The sequence below is a fragment of the Seohaeicola nanhaiensis genome (genome assembly GCF_042654245.1).
Classification (GTDB): Bacteria; Pseudomonadota; Alphaproteobacteria; order Rhodobacterales; family Rhodobacteraceae; genus Seohaeicola_A; species Seohaeicola_A nanhaiensis.
On the sequence record NZ_JBHSGI010000005.1, the window covers coordinates 130,999 to 152,425 of the forward strand.

General features: G+C 66.3%; 16 protein-coding genes. 7 read left to right on the forward strand and 9 right to left on the reverse strand.

Going from position 1 to position 21,427, the window contains the following annotated elements; genetic code table 11:
• Window positions 1-204: 204 nt before the first annotated feature.
• Window positions 205-792 carry a lytic transglycosylase domain-containing protein gene (locus tag ACFO5X_RS08000; RefSeq protein ID WP_380717291.1) on the reverse strand — a complete coding sequence of 196 codons (588 nt, stop codon included), beginning with the start codon at window positions 790-792 and terminating at the stop codon, window positions 205-207.
• A 192-nt stretch (window positions 793-984) separates the two neighbouring features.
• On the opposite strand from ACFO5X_RS08000, the gene ssb reads away from it, so the two are divergent.
• Window positions 985-1,467: a single-stranded DNA-binding protein gene (gene ssb / locus ACFO5X_RS08005; protein ID WP_380716776.1), complete on the forward strand. Its 483-nt coding sequence runs from the start codon at window positions 985-987 to the stop codon at window positions 1,465-1,467.
• Window positions 1,468-1,563: 96 nt separating this feature from the next.
• On the opposite strand, the gene aroB is transcribed toward ssb, so the two are convergent.
• A complete protein-coding gene (gene aroB, locus ACFO5X_RS08010; RefSeq protein WP_380716777.1) occupies window positions 1,564-2,667 on the reverse strand; it encodes a 3-dehydroquinate synthase in 1,104 nt (367 codons plus the stop codon).
• Window positions 2,664-3,254: a shikimate kinase gene (locus tag ACFO5X_RS08015; RefSeq protein ID WP_380716778.1), complete on the reverse strand. Its 591-nt coding sequence runs from the start codon at window positions 3,252-3,254 to the stop codon at window positions 2,664-2,666. Before ACFO5X_RS08015 ends, aroB begins: the two co-directional genes overlap by 4 nt.
• 256 nt (window positions 3,255-3,510) lie before the next feature.
• Here ACFO5X_RS08015 and ACFO5X_RS08020 point away from each other — a divergent pair, with 256 nt between their 5' ends.
• From ACFO5X_RS08020 to ACFO5X_RS08035, 4 genes are all read left to right on the forward strand, one after another.
• Window positions 3,511-4,992, forward strand: coding sequence for a hypothetical protein (locus ACFO5X_RS08020; RefSeq protein WP_380716779.1), 1,482 nt, complete (start codon window positions 3,511-3,513; stop codon window positions 4,990-4,992).
• Window positions 4,992-5,930 (forward strand): site-specific tyrosine recombinase XerD, encoded by a 939-nt coding sequence (locus ACFO5X_RS08025; RefSeq protein WP_380716780.1) that lies wholly within the window; start codon window positions 4,992-4,994, stop codon window positions 5,928-5,930. Before ACFO5X_RS08020 ends, ACFO5X_RS08025 begins: the two co-directional genes overlap by 1 nt.
• Window positions 5,931-6,013: 83 nt before the next feature.
• A complete protein-coding gene (locus ACFO5X_RS08030) occupies window positions 6,014-7,318 on the forward strand; it encodes an HlyC/CorC family transporter (RefSeq protein WP_380716781.1) in 1,305 nt (434 codons plus the stop codon).
• 62 nt (window positions 7,319-7,380) lie between these two features.
• A complete protein-coding gene (locus tag ACFO5X_RS08035; RefSeq protein ID WP_380716782.1) occupies window positions 7,381-8,241 on the forward strand; it encodes a LysR family transcriptional regulator in 861 nt (286 codons plus the stop codon).
• Between the two features lie 2 nt (window positions 8,242-8,243).
• Here ACFO5X_RS08035 and ACFO5X_RS08040 read toward each other — a convergent pair whose 3' ends face one another.
• Genes ACFO5X_RS08040 through cysS form a run of 3 tightly spaced genes read right to left on the reverse strand, consistent with a single transcriptional unit; the run spans window position 8,244 to window position 12,011 of the window.
• Window positions 8,244-9,020, reverse strand: coding sequence for a squalene/phytoene synthase family protein (locus ACFO5X_RS08040; protein WP_380716783.1), 777 nt, complete (start codon window positions 9,018-9,020; stop codon window positions 8,244-8,246).
• Entirely contained in the window at window positions 9,010-10,629 is a 1,620-nt protein-coding gene (gene cimA, locus ACFO5X_RS08045) for a citramalate synthase (protein WP_380716784.1), read from the reverse strand. The genes ACFO5X_RS08040 and cimA overlap by 11 nt, the downstream gene beginning before the upstream one ends.
• A complete protein-coding gene (cysS, locus tag ACFO5X_RS08050) occupies window positions 10,626-12,011 on the reverse strand; it encodes a cysteine--tRNA ligase (RefSeq protein ID WP_380716785.1) in 1,386 nt (461 codons plus the stop codon). Before cysS ends, cimA begins: the two co-directional genes overlap by 4 nt.
• A 246-nt stretch (window positions 12,012-12,257) precedes the next feature.
• Between cysS and ACFO5X_RS08055 the strand changes: the two genes are divergently transcribed.
• Window positions 12,258-13,433: a pyridoxal phosphate-dependent aminotransferase gene (locus ACFO5X_RS08055; protein WP_380716786.1), complete on the forward strand. Its 1,176-nt coding sequence runs from the start codon at window positions 12,258-12,260 to the stop codon at window positions 13,431-13,433.
• A gap of 227 nt (window positions 13,434-13,660) precedes the next feature.
• Entirely contained in the window at window positions 13,661-15,208 is a 1,548-nt protein-coding gene (locus ACFO5X_RS08060) for a trimethylamine methyltransferase family protein (protein WP_380716787.1), read from the forward strand.
• Window positions 15,209-15,218: 10 nt separating this feature from the next.
• Here ACFO5X_RS08060 and ACFO5X_RS08065 read toward each other — a convergent pair whose 3' ends face one another.
• From ACFO5X_RS08065 to ACFO5X_RS08075, 3 genes are all read right to left on the reverse strand, one after another.
• On the reverse strand, window positions 15,219-15,926 hold the full coding sequence (locus tag ACFO5X_RS08065; RefSeq protein ID WP_380716788.1) for a class I SAM-dependent methyltransferase: 708 nt from the start codon (window positions 15,924-15,926) through the stop codon (window positions 15,219-15,221).
• A gap of 88 nt (window positions 15,927-16,014) precedes the next feature.
• Window positions 16,015-16,926, reverse strand: a complete 912-nt coding sequence (locus tag ACFO5X_RS08070; protein ID WP_380716789.1) for a calcium-binding protein — start codon at window positions 16,924-16,926, stop codon at window positions 16,015-16,017.
• Between the two features lie 574 nt (window positions 16,927-17,500).
• Window positions 17,501-21,163 (reverse strand): vitamin B12-dependent ribonucleotide reductase, encoded by a 3,663-nt coding sequence (locus tag ACFO5X_RS08075; protein ID WP_380716790.1) that lies wholly within the window; start codon window positions 21,161-21,163, stop codon window positions 17,501-17,503.
• Window positions 21,164-21,427: the final 264 nt, after the last annotated feature.

Below are 21,427 nucleotides of genomic sequence, written 5' to 3' on the forward strand. Positions count from 1 at the left end.
CTTCCACCGGATCGCGGGGGTGCGGTCCGGCAGCTGGCTGTTGTGTGACGAAGAAACTGATAGCCTGCCGCCCGGGTTCCCGAAATTGCGCGACCCGCCCGTGCAAGTCGCCGGAATGATAGGGTAAAATGCCCTGCAGGTGACGCGAAAGACCTTATTTTCAAGGCGTCAACCGCCTTTTCCCATGCCCGCCTCAATCGGCAATTAACTGCCGAAGATCACCCGGACATAATTGGTGGTCTCGTTGTAGGGCGGCACGCCGCCATATTTTTTGACCGCATCCGGCCCGGCATTATAAGCCGCCAGCGCCAGTTCCCACGATCCGAACTCACGATATTGCATCGCCAGGTACCGCGCGCCGCCTTCAAGGTTCTGATAGGGATCGTTCGGATCGACGCCCAGATGGCGCGCGGTGTCCGGCATCAGCTGCGCCAGCCCCATCGCTCCCTTGTGCGAGAGAGCATTCGGATTCCAACCGGATTCCTGCTGAACCAGCCGGGCGAAAAGATCCTCGGGCACATTGTGCCGCCGCGCCGCCTCACGCGCCATGGTCAGGAATTCGCCCCGGTATTTCGACGTGTAGGCCACGCCGCTGCCATGCTTGGAGGGCGTATTCACCGTCGGCGGCTGTAGCCGGACGCTGTTGTTGTACTGCGCCGCCGCCCGGGTATCGAGCAGCTTTGTCTGCGCCTTGAACAACTGCTTCTTGGCCTTGCTGGCCAGAATGTCGGCCTCGGCCGGCATGGCAAAGGCAAGTGAAATGGAAATCGTCAAACCCCAAATGCCGCGCATCCGGCCCATGCTCCTCGTTCCGGCGATCGTCTTGCTGTCCGCGCGCGAGTATAGCCGCCGTCGCGGGAAATTCCAGACCCCACGGCGCGTCCGTCCTTTACCTTGTTTAAACCAAGTTCGGTCACGTATAGGGTCGTTCGGGTCGGATCGGGGATTCGGCACTCAAGGACGCGAGCAGGCAGGGGGAAGACAATGGCAGGATCCGTCAACAAGGTCATCATCGTGGGCAACCTCGGCCGGGACCCGGAAGTGCGCACCTTTCAGAATGGCGGCAAGGTGTGCAACCTGCGCATCGCCACTTCGGAAACCTGGAAGGACAAGAACTCGGGCGAGCGGCGCGAACGCACCGAATGGCATTCGGTCGCGATCTTCTCGGAACCGCTGGCGCGCATCGCCGAGCAGTATCTGAAGAAAGGCTCGAAGGTCTATATCGAGGGCCAGCTGGAAACCCGCAAATGGCAGGACCAGTCCGGGCAGGATCGCTACACCACCGAGATTGTCCTGCGCCCCTATCGCGGCGAACTGACCCTGCTGGACGGCCGCGATGGCGGCGGTAGCAGCGGCGGCGGCGACCGTGGCGGATACGGCGGCGGCTATGACGGCGGCCAGGACGACCGCGACTATGGCCGAAGCGCGCCCGCCTCGCGCGACATGGACGACGAAATTCCGTTCTGAACCAAAGGCTTCGGATCGCTTCGCGATCCGACCCGCGGGGGCTCTGCCCCCGCACCCCCGAGGGTATTTGAAAACCAGAGAAGAGGCAGGCACCGCTCAGGTGGCCGAGTCGGCCAGCACGTCCAGCACTGTCGCCGCAGGCACGTCCGAGGTCACGAAGGCCGCGCCGATATCGCGCGCGAGGATGAATCGCAGCTGGCCATCCACCACCTTCTTGTCCTGCCCCATCAGCGCCATCAGCGCCTCGGGCCCCGGCAGGTCGCCCGGAATGTCCCTGAGGTCCCGCATCATCCCCATCGCGGCGAGATGCGCGCGCACCCGACCCGGGCTCTCCTGGCTGCACAGGCCCAGCCGCGCCGACAGCTCGAAGGCCAGCGCGCAGCCGACCGCCACCGCCTCGCCATGCAGCAGCCGGTCGCCATAGCCGGTCGCCGCCTCCAGCGCATGGGCAAAGGTATGGCCCAGGTTCAGCAGGGCACGCTCGCCCTGCTCGGTCTCGTCGCGGGCGACGATCCCGGCCTTCATCTCGACCGAGCGGGTCACCGCATGCAGCCGCGCCGCGCCATTGCCCACCGCCAGCGCCGGGGCGTTGTCCTCCAGCCAGCCGAAGAACCCAGCATCGCCCAGCAGCCCGTATTTCACCACCTCGCCATAGCCCGAGCGGAAATCGCGGGGAGGCAGCGAATCGAGCAATCCGGTATCGGCCAGCACCAGCGAGGGCTGGTGGAAGGCGCCCACCAGGTTCTTGCCCTGCGCCGCGTTGATCCCGGTCTTGCCGCCCACCGAACTGTCGACCTGCGCCAGCAGCGTCGTCGGGAGTTGTACGAAGCGGACCCCGCGCCGCAGGATCGCGGCGGCAAAGCCCGCCAGATCGCCGATCACGCCGCCGCCGAAGGCCAGAACCACATCGCCCCGCTCGACCTTCTGCTCCAGCAGCCACTCCGTCGCACGCGACAGCTGCGCCCAGCTCTTTGTCGCCTCGCCGGGCGGCAAGGCCAGCGCGGTCATCGCGACACCTGCCTCGGCCAGCCCGGCGCGCAGGCTTTCCAGATGCAGCGCCGCGACCCGTTCGTCGGTCAGCACAGCCACCCGTGGCCGCGACAGCAGCGGGGCGATTTCCGCCCCTGCGCGGGCGATCAGCCCAGGACCGATACGCACCTCGTAGCTGCGCGCGCCCAGATCGACATGGACTGTATTCATTGCGGCTCCAGAACATCGGGGCGGGTGGCCAGCGCCGCCAGAACGCGGTCGACCATCTGTTCGACCGACACATCGCCTTCCGAGAGCACCATCAGATCGGCCTCGCGATAGAACGGCTTGCGCGCCTCATACAGCTCTTGCAGCGTCGCGCGCGGATTGGAAGTGCGCAGCAGCGGCCGGGAATCCTTGTGGCGCACCCGGTTCCACAGAACCTCGACCGGGGCGTTCAGCCAGACCGAGACTCCCTTTTCCGAGATCATCCTGCGGTTGGCCTCGGCCAGAAAGGCGCCGCCCCCGGTCGAAAGCACGCCACGCGCCTCGTCCAGCAGCCGCGCGATGACCTGGCTTTCCTTGCGACGGAAGAACGGCTCGCCGTCGCGCACGAAAATCTCGGGCACGGTCATGTTCGCCGCCGCCTCGATCTCGGCATCGCTGTCCAGGAACGGCACCCCGAGCCGCGCGGCCAGCGCCCGACCCACGGCGGTCTTGCCCGCCCCCATCATGCCCACCATCACAATGGTTTTCCTGAGCCGCCCCGCAAGGGGGGAGGGTGTGCTTTTCACCGCAGTCTGCTCAATTCCGCTCATTTCGCCTGAATGACGTGATCTTGTTCAAAAGGCCATATATAACTTGGGCAAAACAAGAGCAGAATACGAGAGGCCACCTTGGGAAAACTCTTCAAGTTTGTCATCTATCTGGTGTGTTTGGCGTTTCTGGGCATAGTGGGCTATGCTTACCTCGGGCCCCTCTTCGGGACCGATTTTGACGCTCCGCAACAGGAGATACGCAAGCCCGTGGTGTTGAATGCGGATTGACTGGTTGGCGCTCGCGCTGATTCTCCCCATGAGTGCAGCGGCGCAGACGCCGCTGTCTGCAATCGACTGGCTGGGCAAGAACAGCCCGCCCGTCCGCACCGGTCCGGTTCTGAACGAACCGCCCGTGTCGCGTTCGGCCATGCATCCGCAGATCGACGTGCGCCCGCTTCAGGCCGTCGCCGCGCCAATAGGCCTGGTCCCCGCTTCGGTCACCGGCCTGCCCGAGACGCTCTGGCAGGGCAGCGATGGTGCCGATCTCGCTAGGCTGGTCGCCGCCGTTCCGGTGCAGCGCCTGCCCGCGATGCAGACCCTGATATATACTCTGCTGCTGTCTGAAACCCTCGTGCCCGAGACCGGCAGCGAGGCGCTGCTGCTCGCCCGGGTCGACCGGCTGATGACCCTCGGCGCGGTAGAGCCGGCGCAGACCCTGCTGGAAACCGCCGGCGCAACCACTTCGCCCGACCGCTTCCAGCGCTGGTTCGACGCGACCCTTCTGACCGGGGAAGAGGACAAGGGCTGCGCCGAGCTGACACGCAACCCGACGATGCTGCCCGACTACGGCGCCCGCATCTATTGCGCGGTGCGGGCCGGCGACTGGCAGACCGGCGCGCTGCTGCTCGAGGTGGCGCATGCGCTTCAGCTCATCCCCGAGGCCAAGCTGAACCTGCTCGACCGTTTCCTCAGCCCCGAGGTGTTTGAAAGCGCTCCGGCGCTACCCGCGCCAAATGCGGTCGATCCGCTGACCTTCCGTCTTTACGAGGCGATTGGCGAACCCCTGCCCACCGCCGCCATGCCCGTCGCCTTCGCCGCCGCCGACCTGCGCGACCTTGCCGGCTGGAAGGCCCAACTCGAAGCAGCCGAGCGGCTGACCCGCACCGGCGCCCTGCCCCCGAACCGGCTCCTCGGCCTCTATACCGAACGCGACCCCGCCGCCTCGGGCGGCATCTGGGACCGCGTGCAGGCGCTGCAACGATTCGAAACCGCGCTGGACCAGGGCAGCGTCGCCGGCGTGGAAAAGACCCTGCCGCTGGTCTGGCAGGCGATGGCCGAGGCGCAGCTTGAAACCGCCTTCGCCGCACTCTTCGCAGAACGCCTCGCCGGTCTCCCCCTCGAAGAGCCTGCCGCGCGCGCCATCGCCTGGCGCATCCGTCTGCTCTCGCCCGACTACGAGGCCGCCGCGCAGGAGCCGCCCGACAGCGGCGCGCAGGCACAGTTCCTCGTGGCCCTCGCAAAGGGCACCCCGGCCGAGGCCCCGGCGCCCAACAGCCGCGCCGAAGCCATCGCCAAGGGCTTCGCCGCCGACGCCGTCCTGCCCGACAAGGTGCGCATTGCTCTCGACGGTGGCCGGCTGGGCGAGGCGATCCTGCGCGCGATGGACTATCTCGACCGCGGCGCGCGCGGCAATCCTGTCGATCTCTCCGGTGCGCTCGCCGCCCTGCGGCTGGTCGGGCTCGAAGACATGACCCGGCGTGCGGCGCTGCAGCTCATGCTGCTCGACCGGGGCCGGTGATGACCGCCCCGGACCATCCGCACCGCTGGATCTCGGCCTTTCTCGAAGCCCAGGCCGCCGAACTCGGCGCCGCGCACAACACCCAGGCGGCCTATGGCCGGGACCTCAAGGATTTCGCCGACTGGCTCGGGAAAAAGACGCTCGGCTTCGGCACGGCCAGCCGCGCGGATATCGAAGACTATCTGATCTTCTGCGACGCGCAGGGCCTGTCGCGCGCCACGCGTGCCCGACGCCTGTCGGCGATTCGCCAGCTCTATCGCTTCGCCTTCGAGGAAGGCTGGCGCCCCGAGAATCCGGCGATCCAGATCAGGGGCCCGGGCCGCGACGCCCGCCTGCCCAAGACGCTGGACGTGCCCGAGGTCACCCGCCTGCTCGCCGCCGCGCGCGAGACGGGGCGCACCCCCGAGGACCGGCTGCGCAACACCTGCCTGATGGAACTGCTCTACGCCACCGGGATGCGGGTCAGTGAACTCGTCGGCCTGCCCGTCTCCGCCGCGCGCGGCGATCCCCGGATGCTGCTGGTTATGGGCAAGGGCAGCAAGGAACGCCTCGTGCCGCTTTCCCCGCCCGCCCGCTCTGCGCTTGCCGCCTGGCTCAAGGTGCGCGACGCCGCCCAAGAACAGCGTCAGGAAAAGGGCGCGGCCGCCTCGCGCTACCTCTTCCCCTCCCATGGGGCGGCCGGCCACCTGACCCGCCACCGCTTTTACCTGCTGATCAAGGAACTGGCCGTTGCCGCCGGCGTCTCGCCCGCCAAGGTTACGCCCCACACGCTGCGCCACGCCTTCGCGACACATCTGCTCGCCAACGGCGCCGATCTGCGCTCGATCCAGGCCATGCTCGGCCACGCCGATGTCGCCACCACCGAGATCTACACCCACGTGCTGGACGAGCATCTCAGCGAACTCGTGCTCACCCATCACCCCCTGGCGCGGAAATAGCGCACCTCTATGCGCGTCCCGCCCCCTTGATCGCCGCCCCTTCGGCCCGCATAACGCTCTGACCCATCAAACAAGGTTCGATCATGCAAGGCGCGGAGAGTTTGGACGTCACATTCTGGATCACGGTCGGGGCCATCCTCCTACTGCTGATCCTGTCAGCGTTCTTTTCAGGGTCCGAGACTGCCCTCACCGCCTCGTCGCGCGCCAAGCTCAAGTCGCAGGCCGACAAGGGCTCCAAGGGCGCCGAAACCGCGCTCGGCCTCACTGAGGACAGCGAGCGTCTGATCGGCTCGGTCCTGCTTGGCAACAACCTCGTCAATATCCTCGCCGCCTCCCTCGCCACCTCGCTCTTCACGCAGGTCTTCGGCGACAGCGGCGTCGCCATCGCCACGCTGGTCATGACCCTGCTCGTCCTGATCTTCGCCGAAGTGATGCCCAAGACCTACGCGATCTCCAACGCGGAACGCGCCGCAGCCTTCGTCGCAAAGCCGATCTTCGTGATCGTCCGGGTTCTGGCGCCGATGGTCGGCGCGGTCCGCCTGCTGGTCCGCGGCATGCTGCGGGTCTTCGGCGTGCGCGTCGACCCCGACAGCCATATCCTCGCCCTGCGCGAGGAAATCGCCGGCACGCTTCAGCTCGGCCATTCCGAAGGCGTCGTCGAAAAGGAAGACCGGGACCGCATCCTCGGGGCGCTGGATCTCGGCGACCGCACCGTCGAAGAGATCATGCTCCACCGCTCGCGGATCGAGATGATCGACGCGGCGAAGTCGCCCACCGACATCCTGCGCCAGTGCCTCGACAGTCCGCACACACGCCTCCCCGTCTACAAGGACGAACAGGAAAACATCGTCGGCGTGGTCCACGCCAAGGATCTGCTGCGCGCCATGTACAAGCTGATCAGCGGGGCCGAGGTGAACGGCACCGCGCTCCAGCGGTTCAAGATCACCGACGTGGCGATGGCCCCCTACTTCATCCCGGAAACCACCACGCTGGACGAGCAGATGCGCCAGTTCCTGCGGATGCGCACCCATTTCGCACTGGTGGTCGACGAATACGGCTCGCTTCAGGGGCTGATCACACTCGAGGACATCCTCGAAGAGATCGTGGGCGAGATCACCGATGAATTCGACCCCCACGCCGAACACCCGCTGAAACGCACCGAGGACGGCCAGTTCATCGTCAACGGCGCGATGACCATTCGTGACCTCAACCGCGCAACCGACTGGACGCTGCCCGATGATGAGGCCAATACCGTAGCCGGTCTGGTCATCCACGAGGCGCAGATGATCCCCACCGTCGGCCAGGTGTTCAGCTTCCACGGCTTCCGCTTCGAGGTGCTGGTGCGCGAAGGCAACCGCGTCACCCGCCTGAAAATCCGCCCGCTCTGAATTCTGCGCAGCGTGGGCCGCCGGTAACCGGATGGACAGGATTTGCCGGTTACGGTCCGGGGATGGACAGACCGGCACATATCGACTGGGACGATCTGAACGTCCTGCTGGCGCTTTCCGCCGAAGGATCGACGGCGCGCGCCGGCCGCCGGCTGGGCCTCTCGCATCAGACCGTCGCGCGCCGGCTCGCCCGGCTGGAAACCCGGCTGGGCGGAACCTTGATCGACCGCGGCGCGACGCCCTGGCAGCCGACCGAGATTGGCCGGGCCGTGGCCGGCAAGGCCGCGCAGATGGCCAGCCTCGTTGCCAGCGCGCTCGCTCTGACCCGTCCCGAGAGTGCGGGTTTTCAGGGTAAAGTCTCCATCGCCGGCCCGCGCTGGCTAATCACGCTGGCCGTGCTGCCCGCGCTCTCGGCCCTGCGCCTGCCGCACCCGCGCCTGACCTTCGATCTTTTGTCCGAAACTGCCCCCGCCGACATCACCCTGGTCATGTCCCGCGCCATGCCGCCGCTCCCCGGCGCGCGCTGCCTCGCCGACCTCGGTCTCTCGCTCTACGGCCGTCCGGACGCCATCGCCCGGATGGAGGCGGCACTGGCCGCCGGCCTCCCGGTCCAGGATTTCACACAAACCCGTCCGCATCTGCTCAGCTTCGACGCCGCCGCGACGGACGCCAACGTCACCACAGTGCGCGACTTCGACACGCTGGTCGACGCCGTCCGCCAGGGGCTCGGCACCGCCGTCCTGCCCGAAATCGTGGGGCGCACCCTGCCCGGCATCGTCGCCAGCAGCGCCATCCCCCTGCCGCGCGGCAGCCTCGCGCTCTGGTGCGTGATCGACCCGGACAGTGAAAATCTGAAGACCCTGCGCGCGGTCGAACGCGAAATCCTGCGCGCCTGCCGCCCGCAGATGCGCGCCGCCGCCTGAGGCTACCACCGCCCCGTCGCCGTCCGCAGCGCCAGCGTGATCCGCCCCGCCAGCGGCCCGGACGACAGCCGCCCTTCGGCCACCCGGTGCGGCTCGGATTCTGCCCGCGCCAGCACCGGCCCCGCCTGCCAGGCCGCCAGCAGCGCCGGAGCGGCCTCGGGCGACACGGCATCGCGCCGCGCCTGCGCCCGCTGCAGCCGCATCAGCCCCCCGCGCGCCAGCCCTCGAATGCCCTCGGGCGTGCCGTCCAGCAGCGGTATCCGGCCCCGCGCCGCCAGCTCGGGCACCGCCCGCAGCCAGTTCGCGACGCCCGCGGCAAAGCCCAGATCCCTTACCACCTCCTCGTCCGCCTGCCCCAGCGAGGCCGCCGCCACCCACAGCAGCGTGCCCGAAGTGCGCTCGATATGGCGCGCGAAATCCCCCGCATCTTCGAAGGGGTCCTGGTAGATATCCCAACGCCTTGCGGCCACGACCTCATCCAGAACTTCAGCCAGCGCGGGCCGCAGCGCCGCGGCCAGCGGCGTCACCACCTCATGCCGTCGCACCGTCCCGCCTACGGCGATCTCGCCCAGCGCATCGCGCCACCACTGCAGCCGCATCTCGGCGATCATCGCCTCGGCCGTCACCCAGGGCGCGCGCGAGACCTCGACATTCATCGCATACAGCGGAAACAGCACGCGCCGCGCCGCCACCGGCGCGGCCATCGTGGCCAGAAACCGCTCCGGATCCGCCCGTTCGACCAGTGCCGCGCAGGCGATCAGATCGGCGTCAAACGCCATGGCGCGTCAATTTCCACCGGATCGAATCATGCAGCGCCTCGAAACTGGCATCCACGATGTTGGGCGAGACCCCTACTGTGGACCACCGCCGCGCCTGATCGTCCTGAAAGTCTATGATCACCCGCGTCACCGCCTCGGTCCCGCCATTGGTGATGCGCACCTTGAAGTCGGTCAGGCGAATGTCCTCGATCCGCGCCTGATAAGGGCCAAGATCGGTCTTCAGCGCCTGCCAAAGCGCATTCACCGGCCCGTCGTCATGCAGATCCTGCGGATGCTCGTTTTTGAAATAGCCGGTGCGCTTGGTCCCGTCCTGCAACTGGACCGTCACCACCGCCTCGGATTCCACCACGACCTGCCCCTTGGCATTCCGCCGCCGCTCCGAGATGACCCGATACCGCTCGACCTCGAAGTAATTCGGCAGCTGCCCCAGTTCCTCGCGCGCCAGCAGTTCGAAACTCGCCTGCGCCGAGTCATAGGCATAGCCCTGATCCTCGCGCTCCTTCACCCGGTCGAGGATGCGCGACAGCCGCGGGTCGTCGCGCTCAACCTCCAGCCCGGCCTCGGCCAGCCGCTGGCGCAGGTTGGACTGCCCCGCCTGGTTCGACATCGGGATGATCCGCGCATTGCCCACCACCGCCGGGTCGATATGCTCGTATGTCCCCGGATCCTTGAGGATCGCGCTCGCATGCAGCCCCGCCTTATGTGCAAAGGCCGAGGCGCCGACATAGGGCGCCTGCCGCATCGGCACCCGGTTCAGGATCTCGTCCAGCAGCCGCGAGATCTTCACCATGCCCTGCAACCGCTCGGGCGCGATGCCGGTCTCGAACCCGCTCGCATAGGGCTCCTTCAGCAACAGCGTCGGGATCAGCGAGGTGAGGTTGGCATTACCGCAGCGCTCGCCCAGCCCGTTCAGCGTGCCCTGGATCTGGCGCACCCCGGCATCCACGGCGGCCAGCGAATTGGCCACCGCGTTGCCGGTGTCGTCATGGGTGTGAATGCCGAGATGCGTGCCGGGAATTCCTGCCGCGATCACTTCGCCCACGATCCGCGCGATCTCATGCGGCAGCGTGCCGCCATTGGTGTCGCACAGCACGACCCAGCGCGCGCCCGCCTCATGTGCCGCCCGGATCGCCTCCAACGCATACTCCGGGTTCGCTTTGTAGCCGTCGAAGAAATGCTCGGCATCGAACAGCGCCTCGCGTCCCTGCGCCACCAGATGGGCGATCGAGGCGCGGATGTTCTCGGTGTTTTCGGCCAGCGTGATGCCCAGCGCGGTTTCCACGTGATAGACATGGCTCTTGCCGACCAGACAGACGGTCCCGGTGCCCGCATTCATCACCGCCGCCAGCACCTCGTCATTCTCGGCCGAGCGTCCGGCCCGCTTGGTCATCCCAAAGGCCGCCATCTTCGCCCGCGTCTCGGGCGCTGCCTCGAAAAACGCGCTGTCGGTCGGATTCGCCCCGGGCCAGCCGCCTTCGATATAGTCGATCCCCAGCCCGTCGAGCGCCTTCGCGATGCGCTGCTTGTCCTGCGTCGAGAACTGCACGCCCTGCGTCTGCTGCCCGTCGCGCAGCGTGGTGTCATAGAGGTAGAGGCGTTCGCGCGTCAATTCAGCGCCTCCAGCTTGGCCAGATCGAAATCCGGCCCCAAATCCCAGGAACTGCCCTCGGCGCTGTCCATCACGATCACACCGGCCGCGGCAATACCGTCGCGCAGCGCATCCGCGCGTTGAAAGTCACGGGCCTTGCGCGCCTCGGCGCGGGCGGCCAGCAGGCTTTCGATCAGGGCCGTCGTGCCCTGATCCACCGGCGACTCGGTCGCCCAGGCCGGAACGCTGTCCCCCAGCAACCCGAGAAAACGCAGGCTGGCGGCCAGCCCCTCGGCGTCGCCCTGTCCCGAAAGATCGTGCAGCACGGCGATGGCCTCATGCGTGTTCAGATCGTTCGACAGGGCCGTGACGATTGCTTCATCAACCTCACCGCCCGATGCGGAAGCCGCCTGCTCATACCACTTGCGCAGCGTCCGCCGCGCCCCCGCGGCTTTCGCCTCCGTCCAGTCCATCGGCTTGCGGTAATGCGTCGACAGGAACACGAAGCGGATCACCTCGCCCGGCACGCCCTGATCCAGCAAATCCCGCACGGTAAAGAAATTGCCCAGCGACTTGGACATCTTCTTGCCCTCGACCTGCAGCATCTCGTTGTGCAGCCAGTAGCGCGCGAAATCCCCCTTAGGATGCGCGCAGCAGCTCTGCGCGATCTCGTTCTCGTGGTGCGGGAACTGCAGGTCGATCCCGCCGCCGTGAATGTCGAAACTCTCGCCCAGCAGCGCCAGCGACATGGCCGAGCATTCGATATGCCACCCCGGCCGACCCCGGCCCCAGGGCGACTCCCACCCCGGCTGATCGTCGGAGGATGGCTTCCACAGGACGAAATCCATCGGATCCTCCTTGTAGGGCGCCACCTCGACCCGCGCGCCGGCGATCATGTCGTCGACCGACCGCCCCGACAACTGACCGTAATCGGCGTAGGACCGCACCCGGAACAGCACATGCCCCTCCGCCGCATAGGCATGGCCGCGCGCGATCAGATCCTCGATCATCGCGATCATGCCGCCGATATGCTCGGTCGCCTTCGGCTCCTTGAACCCCGGGTCCTGCGCATAGTCCACGCCCAGCGCCGCCATGTCCTGATGAAACCACTTCGTCGTGGTCCGCGTCAGCTCGTCGATTGCGATCCCGCGCTCGCGCGCGCGGTCGATGATCTTGTCCTCCACATCGGTGATGTTGCGCACATAGGTCACATGCCCCGGCCCGTAGAGATGCTTCAGCAACCGATACAGCACGTCGAACACCACCACCGGCCGCGCGTTGCCCAGATGCGCCCGGTCATAGACGGTGGGGCCGCAGACATACATCCGCACGTTGCCGGGGTCGATCGGTTCAAAGACCTCCTTCTTGCGGGTCTTCGTATTGTGCAGTCGGAGGGTCGTCATGGCTCAAGTCCTCGCACGTCGGCGCTGGCGCGGGCTTAGCAACTTGTTTCAGGAGTGAAAACGAAAGAAACCGGCCCGCTGGTGATCAGCAGGGAATAATGCAGCAGATAATGATGCAGGTCGTTTTCATGCCCGACTCCTTACGCCGGGTCGCGCGCGCAATCAAGCGTCTTGCGCGGCCCGCCCAAGATTGACTTTGCCCCGCCGCTCTGACTGTTTCCGCATGATCTGTCCCGGAGCCCTGTCATGCAGCTTTCCACGCGTCTCACCAACCTCAACGGCGGCGGCTCGGACGGGTGGGAGGTCTTCCTGCGCGCCCGAGAGATGATCGCGGCGGGCGACACCGTCATCGAACTGACCATCGGCGAACACGACATCCGCACCGATCCCAGCATACTCGCCGCCATGGAGGCCTCGGCGCGCGGCGGCCACACCGGCTATGCGACGGTCCCCGGCATCCCCGCCCTGCGCGACGCCGTGGCGGCGCGGGTGCAGGCGCGCACCGGCGTCAGGACCGGCCGCGCGAACGTGTTGATCACACCCGGCGGTCAGGCCGCCCTGTTCATGACCCATCACGCCACCTGTCCCGAAGGGGCCAGGGCGCTGTTCATCGACCCCTATTACGCCACCTACCCCGGCACCATCCGAGGCGTCGGCGCGGTGCCGGTCCCGGTGCGAACCCACGCCGCCGACGGCTTCCGCCCCCGCGCCGCCGATATCGACGCGCTCGCCGATGGCGCCGCCTCGCTCCTGATCAACTCGCCCAACAACCCCACCGGCGCGGTCTATGACCGCGCCACTCTGGAAGGAATCGCCACCGTCTGCCACGACCGCGACCTCTGGCTGATCTCCGACGAGGTATATGACACCCAGGTCTGGCAGGGCGACCACCTCAGCCCCCGCGCCCTGCCCGGCATGGCCCGGCGGACGCTGGTGATCGGTTCCATGTCCAAAAGCCACGCGATGACCGGCTCCCGCATCGGCTGGATCGTCGGCCCGGCCGAGGTGATTTCACATCTGAGCGCGCTGGCCACGGTCACGACCTATGGCGTGCCCGGCTTCGTCCAGGACGCCGCGCTCTTCGCCCTCGGCTCGGGGCTCGAAGACCAGATCGCCGCCCCCTTCCGCCGCCGCCGTGCCTTGGCGCAGGACATCCTCGCGCGCCAGAACACGGTGGGCCTGATTCCGGCCGAGGGCGCGATGTATCTGATGCTCGACATCCGCGCGACGGGCCTCGACGGCCGGGCCTTCGCCTTCGCCTTGCTGGATGCCGAGAAGATCGCCGTCATGCCCGGCGAAAGCTTTGGCCAGTCCGCCGCCGGCCACATTCGCGTCGCCATGACCGTTGCAGATGACGCCTTCGCCGACGCGCTCGGCCGGCTTTGCGCCTTTGCCGAGGGGCTCGCGGCCGGGCAAGGCTGAACCGGCACTCCAAGGCTCAAAACCGACATCAGGGCGCAAACAGGACAGACGCCCCCGCCCGGCCAGCGCAGCATCGCGCAAAGGTCGGGAGCCCTTGATGCAAGGTGAACTGAGCAAGATCAGCCTCGTCGTGCGCACCATCGGGGCGCAGCGGGGCCGTGCGGCACGGGGCGCGCCTCGGGCAGGCTGAACCGCCACCTGCCCCTTCCCATCTTCCAGAGGCTGTCATGAACGAACACGCCAAGACCGTCACCGCCCGCAGCGGCGGCCGCGCGGCCCGTCGCGCCGCCCGCGCCGCCCCCCTTGCCGACCACCTGCGCCCGGTGCGCGCAGGCCTTCAGGGCGGCACCTACAACCCGCTGACCGAGCCGCAGATGCACCGCATCCACCAGGCCGCGCTCGACGTGCTGGAACAGATCGGCCTCGCCGACGCCCCCGAAAGCGGCATCCGCCACCTGACCGGGGCCGGCGCGATCCTGGGCGACGACCGCCGCATCCGTTTTCCCCGCGCGCTGGTCGAGGACACGCTCGCCCGCGCCAACCGCCAGATCACCCTCTTCGGCCGCGACCCCGCGCATGACATGGAGCTGTCGGGCACCCGCGTACACTACGGCACCGCCGGGGCCGCCGTACACATGGTCGACGTCGCCGGCCGCCGCTACCGCGAATGCACCGTGCAGGATCTGCACGACGCCGCCCGCATCTGCGACGTGCTCGACAACATCCACTTCGTCCAGCGCCCGATGGTCTGCCGCGACATTCCCGACAACCGCGAGATGGACCTCAACACCATCTACGCCTGCGCCTCGGGCACCACCAAGCACATCGGCGTCTCCTTCACCGAACCGGCCTTCGTCGACGACGGGCTGAAGATGCTCCACCTGATCGCGGGGGGCGAGGACAAGTGGCGCGAGCGCCCCTTCGTCAGCAATTCCAACTGCTTCGTTGTCCCGCCGATGAAGTTCGCGACCGAGGCCTGCATCGTGATGGAAAAGCTGATCGAGGGCGGGATGCCGATCCTCCTGCTCTCCGCCGGTCAGGCCGGGGCCACCGCGCCCGCCCCCATTGCCGGGGCCATCGTGCAGGCGGTGGCCGAATGCCTCGCCGGTCTGGTCTATGTCAACGCGGTGAAACCCAATCATCCCGCCATCTTCGGCACCTGGCCCTTCGTCAGCGACCTGCGCACCGGTGCCATGTCGGGCGGCTCGGGCGAACAGGCCCTGCTGACCGCCGGCTGCGCCCAGATGCACCGCTACTACGGCATCCCCGGCGGCGCCGCGGCGGGCATCGCCGATGCCAAGCTGCCCGACATGCAGGCGGGATGGGAACAGGCGATTTCCAACGTCATGGCAGGGCTTTCCGGCCTGAACATGATCTACGAGGCCGCCGGAATGCACGCCTCGCTCCTCGGCTTCTGCCACGAATCGCTGATCCTCGGCGATGACCTGATCGGCCAGGCCCTGCGCTGCGTGAGGGGTATCGAGGTGGACGAGGATTCGCTCTCGGTCGAGACCATCCGTGCCACCTGCCTCGGCGGCCCCGGCCACTTCCTCGGCTCCGACCAGACGCTGGCGCGGATGCAGACCGACTACATCTACCCCACGCTCGCCGATCGCACCTCGCCCAAGGAGTGGGACGAAAAGGGCAAGCCCGACCTCATCGAACGCGCCACCGCCCGCAAAGAGCAGATCCTCGGCGAACGCGCCCGCGCCCGCTTCGACCCCGAAACCGACGCCGCGATCCGCCGCGCCTTCCGCATCCACCTGCCCGGCTGAGCGCGGCGCCTCAGACCTGCTTCGTCGCGATCACGTGCCAGCCGAAGCACTGCAGCTCGGACGATCGCCGCGCCATGCGCGGCCCGTCCAGCGCGGCGATCAGCCGGACGTTCAGCCGCGCCAGCTGCATCACCAGCCAGGTCAGCGGCTCACGCGGCCCGGCGCCGTATTGCTTGCGCACCCGCGTCACCCGGCCGATCTCCTGATCCATCATGTCGAAATAGCCGCCGTTCGGCGTCAGCTCGGTGATGTCGCAGCCGAGCCGCTCGAAATGATGGCGGTAGAAATACTGCGAAAATCCGGTGCAGAAATGATAGGGCGCAAAATGCGTCAGCGAGTTGAACGGCGCCGTGACGATGATCCGCCCGCCGGGCCGCGTCAGCGCCACCAGCTTCTCTACCGCCCGCACCGGATCGACCACATGCTCGATCACCTCGGAACAGAACACCGTGTCGAACTGCCGATCCTCGGGAATGTCATAGAGATCGCAGATGAAATCCAGCCGCGAGGTATCCCACTTGCCGGTGTGCAGCCCCGCCCCGTCGCCCGAGCCGTCGTATTCCGCGATATCCTGCGCCAGATAATCCAGATGCCCGCAGTGCCGCTTGTAGGCGCATTCCCCCGCCCCCACGTCCAGCAGGCTCGACCCCGCCGGCAGGGCGGTCAGCGTCGCTTCGATCCAGGCATCCCGGGCAGCATGGTTCTTGAGGCGAGACAAGATGCGGGTTCTCCGTTTCGTGAAATTCACGCCTCTCTAAGCAGAAAAAGACGGCACAGACCACTCTCTGCACCGTCTTTGGCCCGGATCAGAAGATGAAATCGAGGCTCCCCAGATCGGCGATATCGGTGTTCAGCAGCGTGATCCGCGTGCCCGCGTGATCGTCGATCACCACGCTGTCGTTCACCTGCGTCATGTGATGCTTGCGCAGGTCGGCAAAGTGCACGATCTCGGTCACCGACGACAGGTCGATCTTCTCGCGGTTGTTGGTCGCCTCGAAATCGGTGATCACGTCTCGACCGTGGTTGTTGTAGAACACGAACTTGTCGGCCGCCGCCCCGCCGGTCATCCGGTCGTTGCCGGTGCCGCCGTTGAAGATGTCCTTGCCCGCGCCGCCAACCAGCACATCCGCGCCGGTCTCGCCCCAGAGCACATCGTTGCCCCGGCCCCCATTCAGCACGTCGGCCCCGTCGCCGCCCAGAACCGTGTCGTTGCCATCGCCCGCATAGATCTTGTCCTTGCCGCCCCCGGCATAGATCTTGTCGTTGCCGGTGAGGTTGAAGGCCGCGCCGTCACCGACCTGAGTATTGATCCAGCCCACATCGCGCAGATCGCCAAGGTGGACCTCCCACCCGAGGCCCAGCAGATGGTTCTCGATGCCCAGCGGCGCCGCACCGGACTCATCCGCCGCAATGATCTGAGAAAAGCTCGACATCTCGATGTTCAGGTCCCGGAACTGGAAGTTGCCACCGGGATAGTTCACTTGGATCAGCGTGACGGTGCCGCTGGTGACATAGGTCTCGCCATTGATCTGGCCTGTTCCAAACCCCGATCCGTTCACCGAAACCGTCAGGTCCATGCCCTTATAGGTGCCGGACAGGCCAAAGAAGGTGGTGGTGAAGCGCCCCACCGTGCCCTCGGTGGTGATGAAATCAATGACGCCGAACAGGTCGGTCAGACGGAATACCCCGCTGGAGGGCAAAGATACAAATGCAGCCATTTCTGTTTCCTTGATGCAATAGCGCGACTCGAATGGCAGCACATTGCCGCGCGGATCGCCACCCTGCAAATCACAAATGGCAGGGGGAACGAGGGTTTCGCAGAAACCTGCGGAGTCCGCCGTCTCCACCACAGTCCGGCATAAAAACGGGGGGCCGAAGCCCCCCGTAAGTTTCGCCGTTCCCCGCGGGTTTCGCAGAAACCTGCGGTCCAAGGACAGAGCGGGTTTCCAGAGGAAACCTGCGGAGTCCGCCCTCAACTTAACGCGGCATAAAAACGGGGGGCCGAAGCCCCCCGTAAGTTTCGCCGTTCAGGCTCAATAGTTTACCGCCCGTGTTTTCTGCCTGCGGCCTGAACGTCGTCAGGAGCGAGCGCACCCGCCCCGTGTCCCGTCGGAACGCCCTTGCGGGGCATCCCGGGCGGGACGGGCAACGGCCATGGGGGCCGCACCCTGTCCCGCCAGGTAGGCAAAGACGATTGGGACATCGCCTCGCCGTCTCGTCGGGGGCCGGGCCGGCTGCGAGACAGCCCAGGCCCCCTGCCGCGCCGGGTCAGGCGCGGTGTTGGTTACCCTCTCAGCTGCACCCGCTCGTCCCGCCACAGGTGTTGCACTTCATGCAGGTCCCGTTGCGCACCAGCGTGTAGTTGCCGCATTCGCCGCAGGCCTCGCCCTCGTAGCCCTGCATCTTCGCCTTGGTCCGCGCGTCCAGCGAGACAGTGCCGCTGGCGACGGCCGTCGTCGTCGTCGTCGCGATCATCGCCGCCCCGGTCTCGGGCACCAGCGTCTGCAGCGCGGCGCTCGCGTCGCCCCCGGCGAAACCGGAAACCTTTCCGCCGCGCAGCACCGCCAGCTCCTGCGGCAGGCGCTTCCTCAGATACCCGGTCGAGCTGATCTGCTTCAGCACTTCCAGCGAGCGGGTGGCCGCGCTGTCCGACAGTTCCGAGACGTTCGACACGCCCTCTTCCTCGCCCCGCCCGATATCGTCGAAGGACGCGCCCTGCGGCTTCACATGGGCCAGGTCGGTCCGGTCGAGATAGGACACCGCCAGTTCGCGGAACACGTAGTCGAGGATCGAGGTCGCGTTCTTGATGCTGTCGTTGCCCTGTACCATGCCCGCAGGCTCGAACTTGGTGAAGGTGAAGGCGTCGACAAATTCCTCAAGCGGAACACCATATTGCAACCCGACGCTCACAGCGATGGCAAAGTTGTTCATCATCGCTCGGAAGCCGGCGCCTTCCTTGTGCATGTCGATGAAGATCTCGCCCAGCGTGCCGTTCTCGTATTCGCCCGTGCGCAGATACACCTTGTGCCCGCCCACGATCGCCTTCTGGGTATAGCCCTTGCGCCGCTGCGGCATCTTCTCGCGGTGGCTCTTGATGATCTCCTTGACGATGATCTTCTCGACGATCTTTTCGGCCAGCACGGTGGCCTTTTCCTGCTGGCTGCCGGTCTCCAGGATCTCGGCGGCCTCCTCGTCGTCCTCGACCAGCGCGGCGGCCAGCGGCTGCGACAGCTTCGACCCGTCGCGATACAGCGCATTCGCCTTCACGCCCAGCGACCAGCTCAGCTCATAGGCCTTCTGGCAATCCTCGATCGTCGCCGAATTCGGCATGTTGATCGTCTTGCTGATTGCCCCCGAGATAAAGCTCTGCGCCGCCGCCATCATGTGGATGTGGCTGTTCACCGACAGGAACCGCTTGCCTTTCTTGCCGCAGGCATTGGCGCAGTCAAAGATATGGTAATGTTCGGTCCGCAGATGCGGCGCGCCTTCCAGCGTCATCGTCCCGCAGACGTGATCGTTGGCCGCCTCGATGTCCTTCTTCGAGAAGCCCAGCGATTTCAGCAGGTCGAAGGTCGGGTCGTTCAGCTTCTCCGCCGGAATGCCCAGCACGCCCTGGCAGAAGGCCTCGCCCAGCGTCCACTGGTTGAAGACAAAGCGGATGTCGAAGGCCTCGGCCAGCTTCGCCTCTACCTTGGCCAGCTCCGCCGGGCCGAACCCGTGACCCGCCAGCGTCGTGTGGTTGATTGCCGGCGCATTGCCGATCGACCCGTGACCAACGGCATAGGACACGATTTCCTCGATCTGGGCCGAGGAATAGCCGAGGTTCTCAAGTGCCGCGGGCACCGAGCGGTTGATGATCTTGAAATAGCCGCCCCCGGCGAGCTTCTTGAACTTCACCAGCGCAAAGTCCGGCTCGATCCCCGTGGTGTCGCAATCCATCACCAGACCAATGGTGCCGGTCGGCGCGATCACCGTTGCCTGTGCATTGCGATAGCCATGCTTCTCGCCCAGCTTCAGCGCCTCGTCCCAGGCCGACATCGCCAGTTCGACCAGCCGCGCATCCGGGCAGTTGGCATGGTCCAGCGGCACCGGCTTCACCGCCAGCCCCTCATAGCCATCCGTCGCGCCATAGGCGGCGTTGCGGTGGTTACGGATCACCCGCAGCATATGCGTGCTGTTCCGCTTGTAGCCGGAAAAGGCCCCCAGCTCGCCCGCCATCTCGGCGCTGGTCGCATAGGCCACGCCGGTCATGATCGCGGTCAGCGCGCCGCACAGCGCCCGGCCCTCATCGCTGTCATAGCCAAAGCCCATGTTCATCAGCAGACCGCCGATGTTGGCATAGCCCAGGCCCAGCGTGCGGAAATCATAGGACAGCTGCGCGATTTCCTTCGACGGGAACTGCGCCATCATCACGCTGATCTCCAGCGTGATCGTCCATAGCCGCGAGGCGTGCATGTAGTCTGCCGCCTGGAACTTACCGTCCTTCAGGAAGGTCAGCAGGTTCATCGAGGCGAGGTTGCAGGCGGTATCGTCCAGGAACATGTATTCCGAACAGGGGTTTGACCCCCGGATCGGCCCGTCCGCCGGGCAGGTGTGCCAGTCGTTGACCGTGTCGTGATACTGGATGCCCGGATCGGCGCAGGCCCAGGCCGCATGGCCCACCTGCTCCCAAAGATCGCGGGCCTTGACCACCTTGGCGACCTTGCCGTCAACCCGGTTGATCAGCTCCCAGTCCGCATCCTTCTCGACCGCAGTCAGGAAGGCATTGGTGACGCGGATCGAGTTGTTCGAGTTCTGGCCCGAAACCGAGTTGTAGGCCTCGCTGTCCCAATCGGTGTCATAGGTCGGGAATTCGATGCCGGTATGGCCCTGCTTGGCATAATCCAGCACCCGCTTGACGTAGGTCTCGGGGATCGCGACCTTCTTGGCCTCGCGGATCGCCTTCTTCAGCGCCTCGTTCTTCGCCGGGTCATAGGCATCGACCGCCGCGCCGTCCCAGAGGCGGATCGCCTCGAACAGCCCGTTCAGCTTCTGCTCGTGCATCTTCGAGCCAGCGACGATGCTCGCCACCTTCTGCTCTTCGATCACCTTCCAGTTGATGAAATCCTCGATATCCGGGTGATCCGCGTCCACGATCACCATCTTGGCCGCGCGCCGCGTGGTGCCGCCCGACTTGATCGCCCCCGCCGCACGGTCGCCGATCTTGAGAAAGCCCATCAGCCCCGACGACTTGCCGCCGCCCGACAGCCGCTCGCCTTCGCCGCGCAGGTGAGAGAAGTTGGTCCCGGTGCCCGAGCCATACTTGAACAGCCGCGCCTCCCGCACCCAGAGGTCCATGATGCCGCCCTCGTTCACCAGATCGTCCTGCACGCCCTGGATAAAGCAGGCATGTGGCTGGGGATGCTCGTAGGACGACTTCGATTTGGTCAGCTTGCCCGTCGCGTGATCGACGTAATAGTGCCCCTGCGCCGGGCCATCGATGCCATAGGCCCAGTGCAGGCCGGTGTTGAACCACTGCGGCGAATTCGGCGCCGCCATCTGGGTGGCCAGCATATAGCGCATCTCGTCGAAATAGGCGAGGGCGTCCTCTTCCGTGGTGAAGTAGCCGCCCTTCCAGCCCCAATAGGCCCAGGCGCCCGCCAGCCGGTCGAACACCTGCTTCGAGCTGGTCTCGCCGCCCATCTCGGCGCCCTCTGCCGCCTCGGACCGCCACAGGAACTCGGGCACGTCCTTCTCGGGCACCTTCTTCAGGGCCGACGGCACCCCCGCCTTGCGAAAGTACTTCTGCGCGATGACATCGCCCGCAACCTGGCTCCAGCCGTCCGGGATCTCGATATTCTCCAGCCGGAACACGACCTTGCCGTCCGGATTGCGAATCTCGGAGGTGGCCAGCCCAAACTCCAGGCCCGCATAGGCGTCCTGTCCGGCCTTGGTGAATTTGCGTTCGATCTTCATCGTTCTGCCTCTTGTTTCGGCCGTCGGTTCGACCGGCTTCCCGCAAGTGGGAGGGGCTGACAAAACGAACGGCATAGCTGATCCGCGCACCGGCGGGCATCCCCGCCGCCGCCAAATAGGCCCGGCCGCACAGTCACGCAGTTCTGCGTGCGTCAATCACTGAAGTACCATCCCACACCCCGTCGCCGACCCTGGCTTTGATACCATATTTAGTGGGCTATGACGTGGCTCACACAATCTGGCGTATGTTCGCCTAAGGGGTCA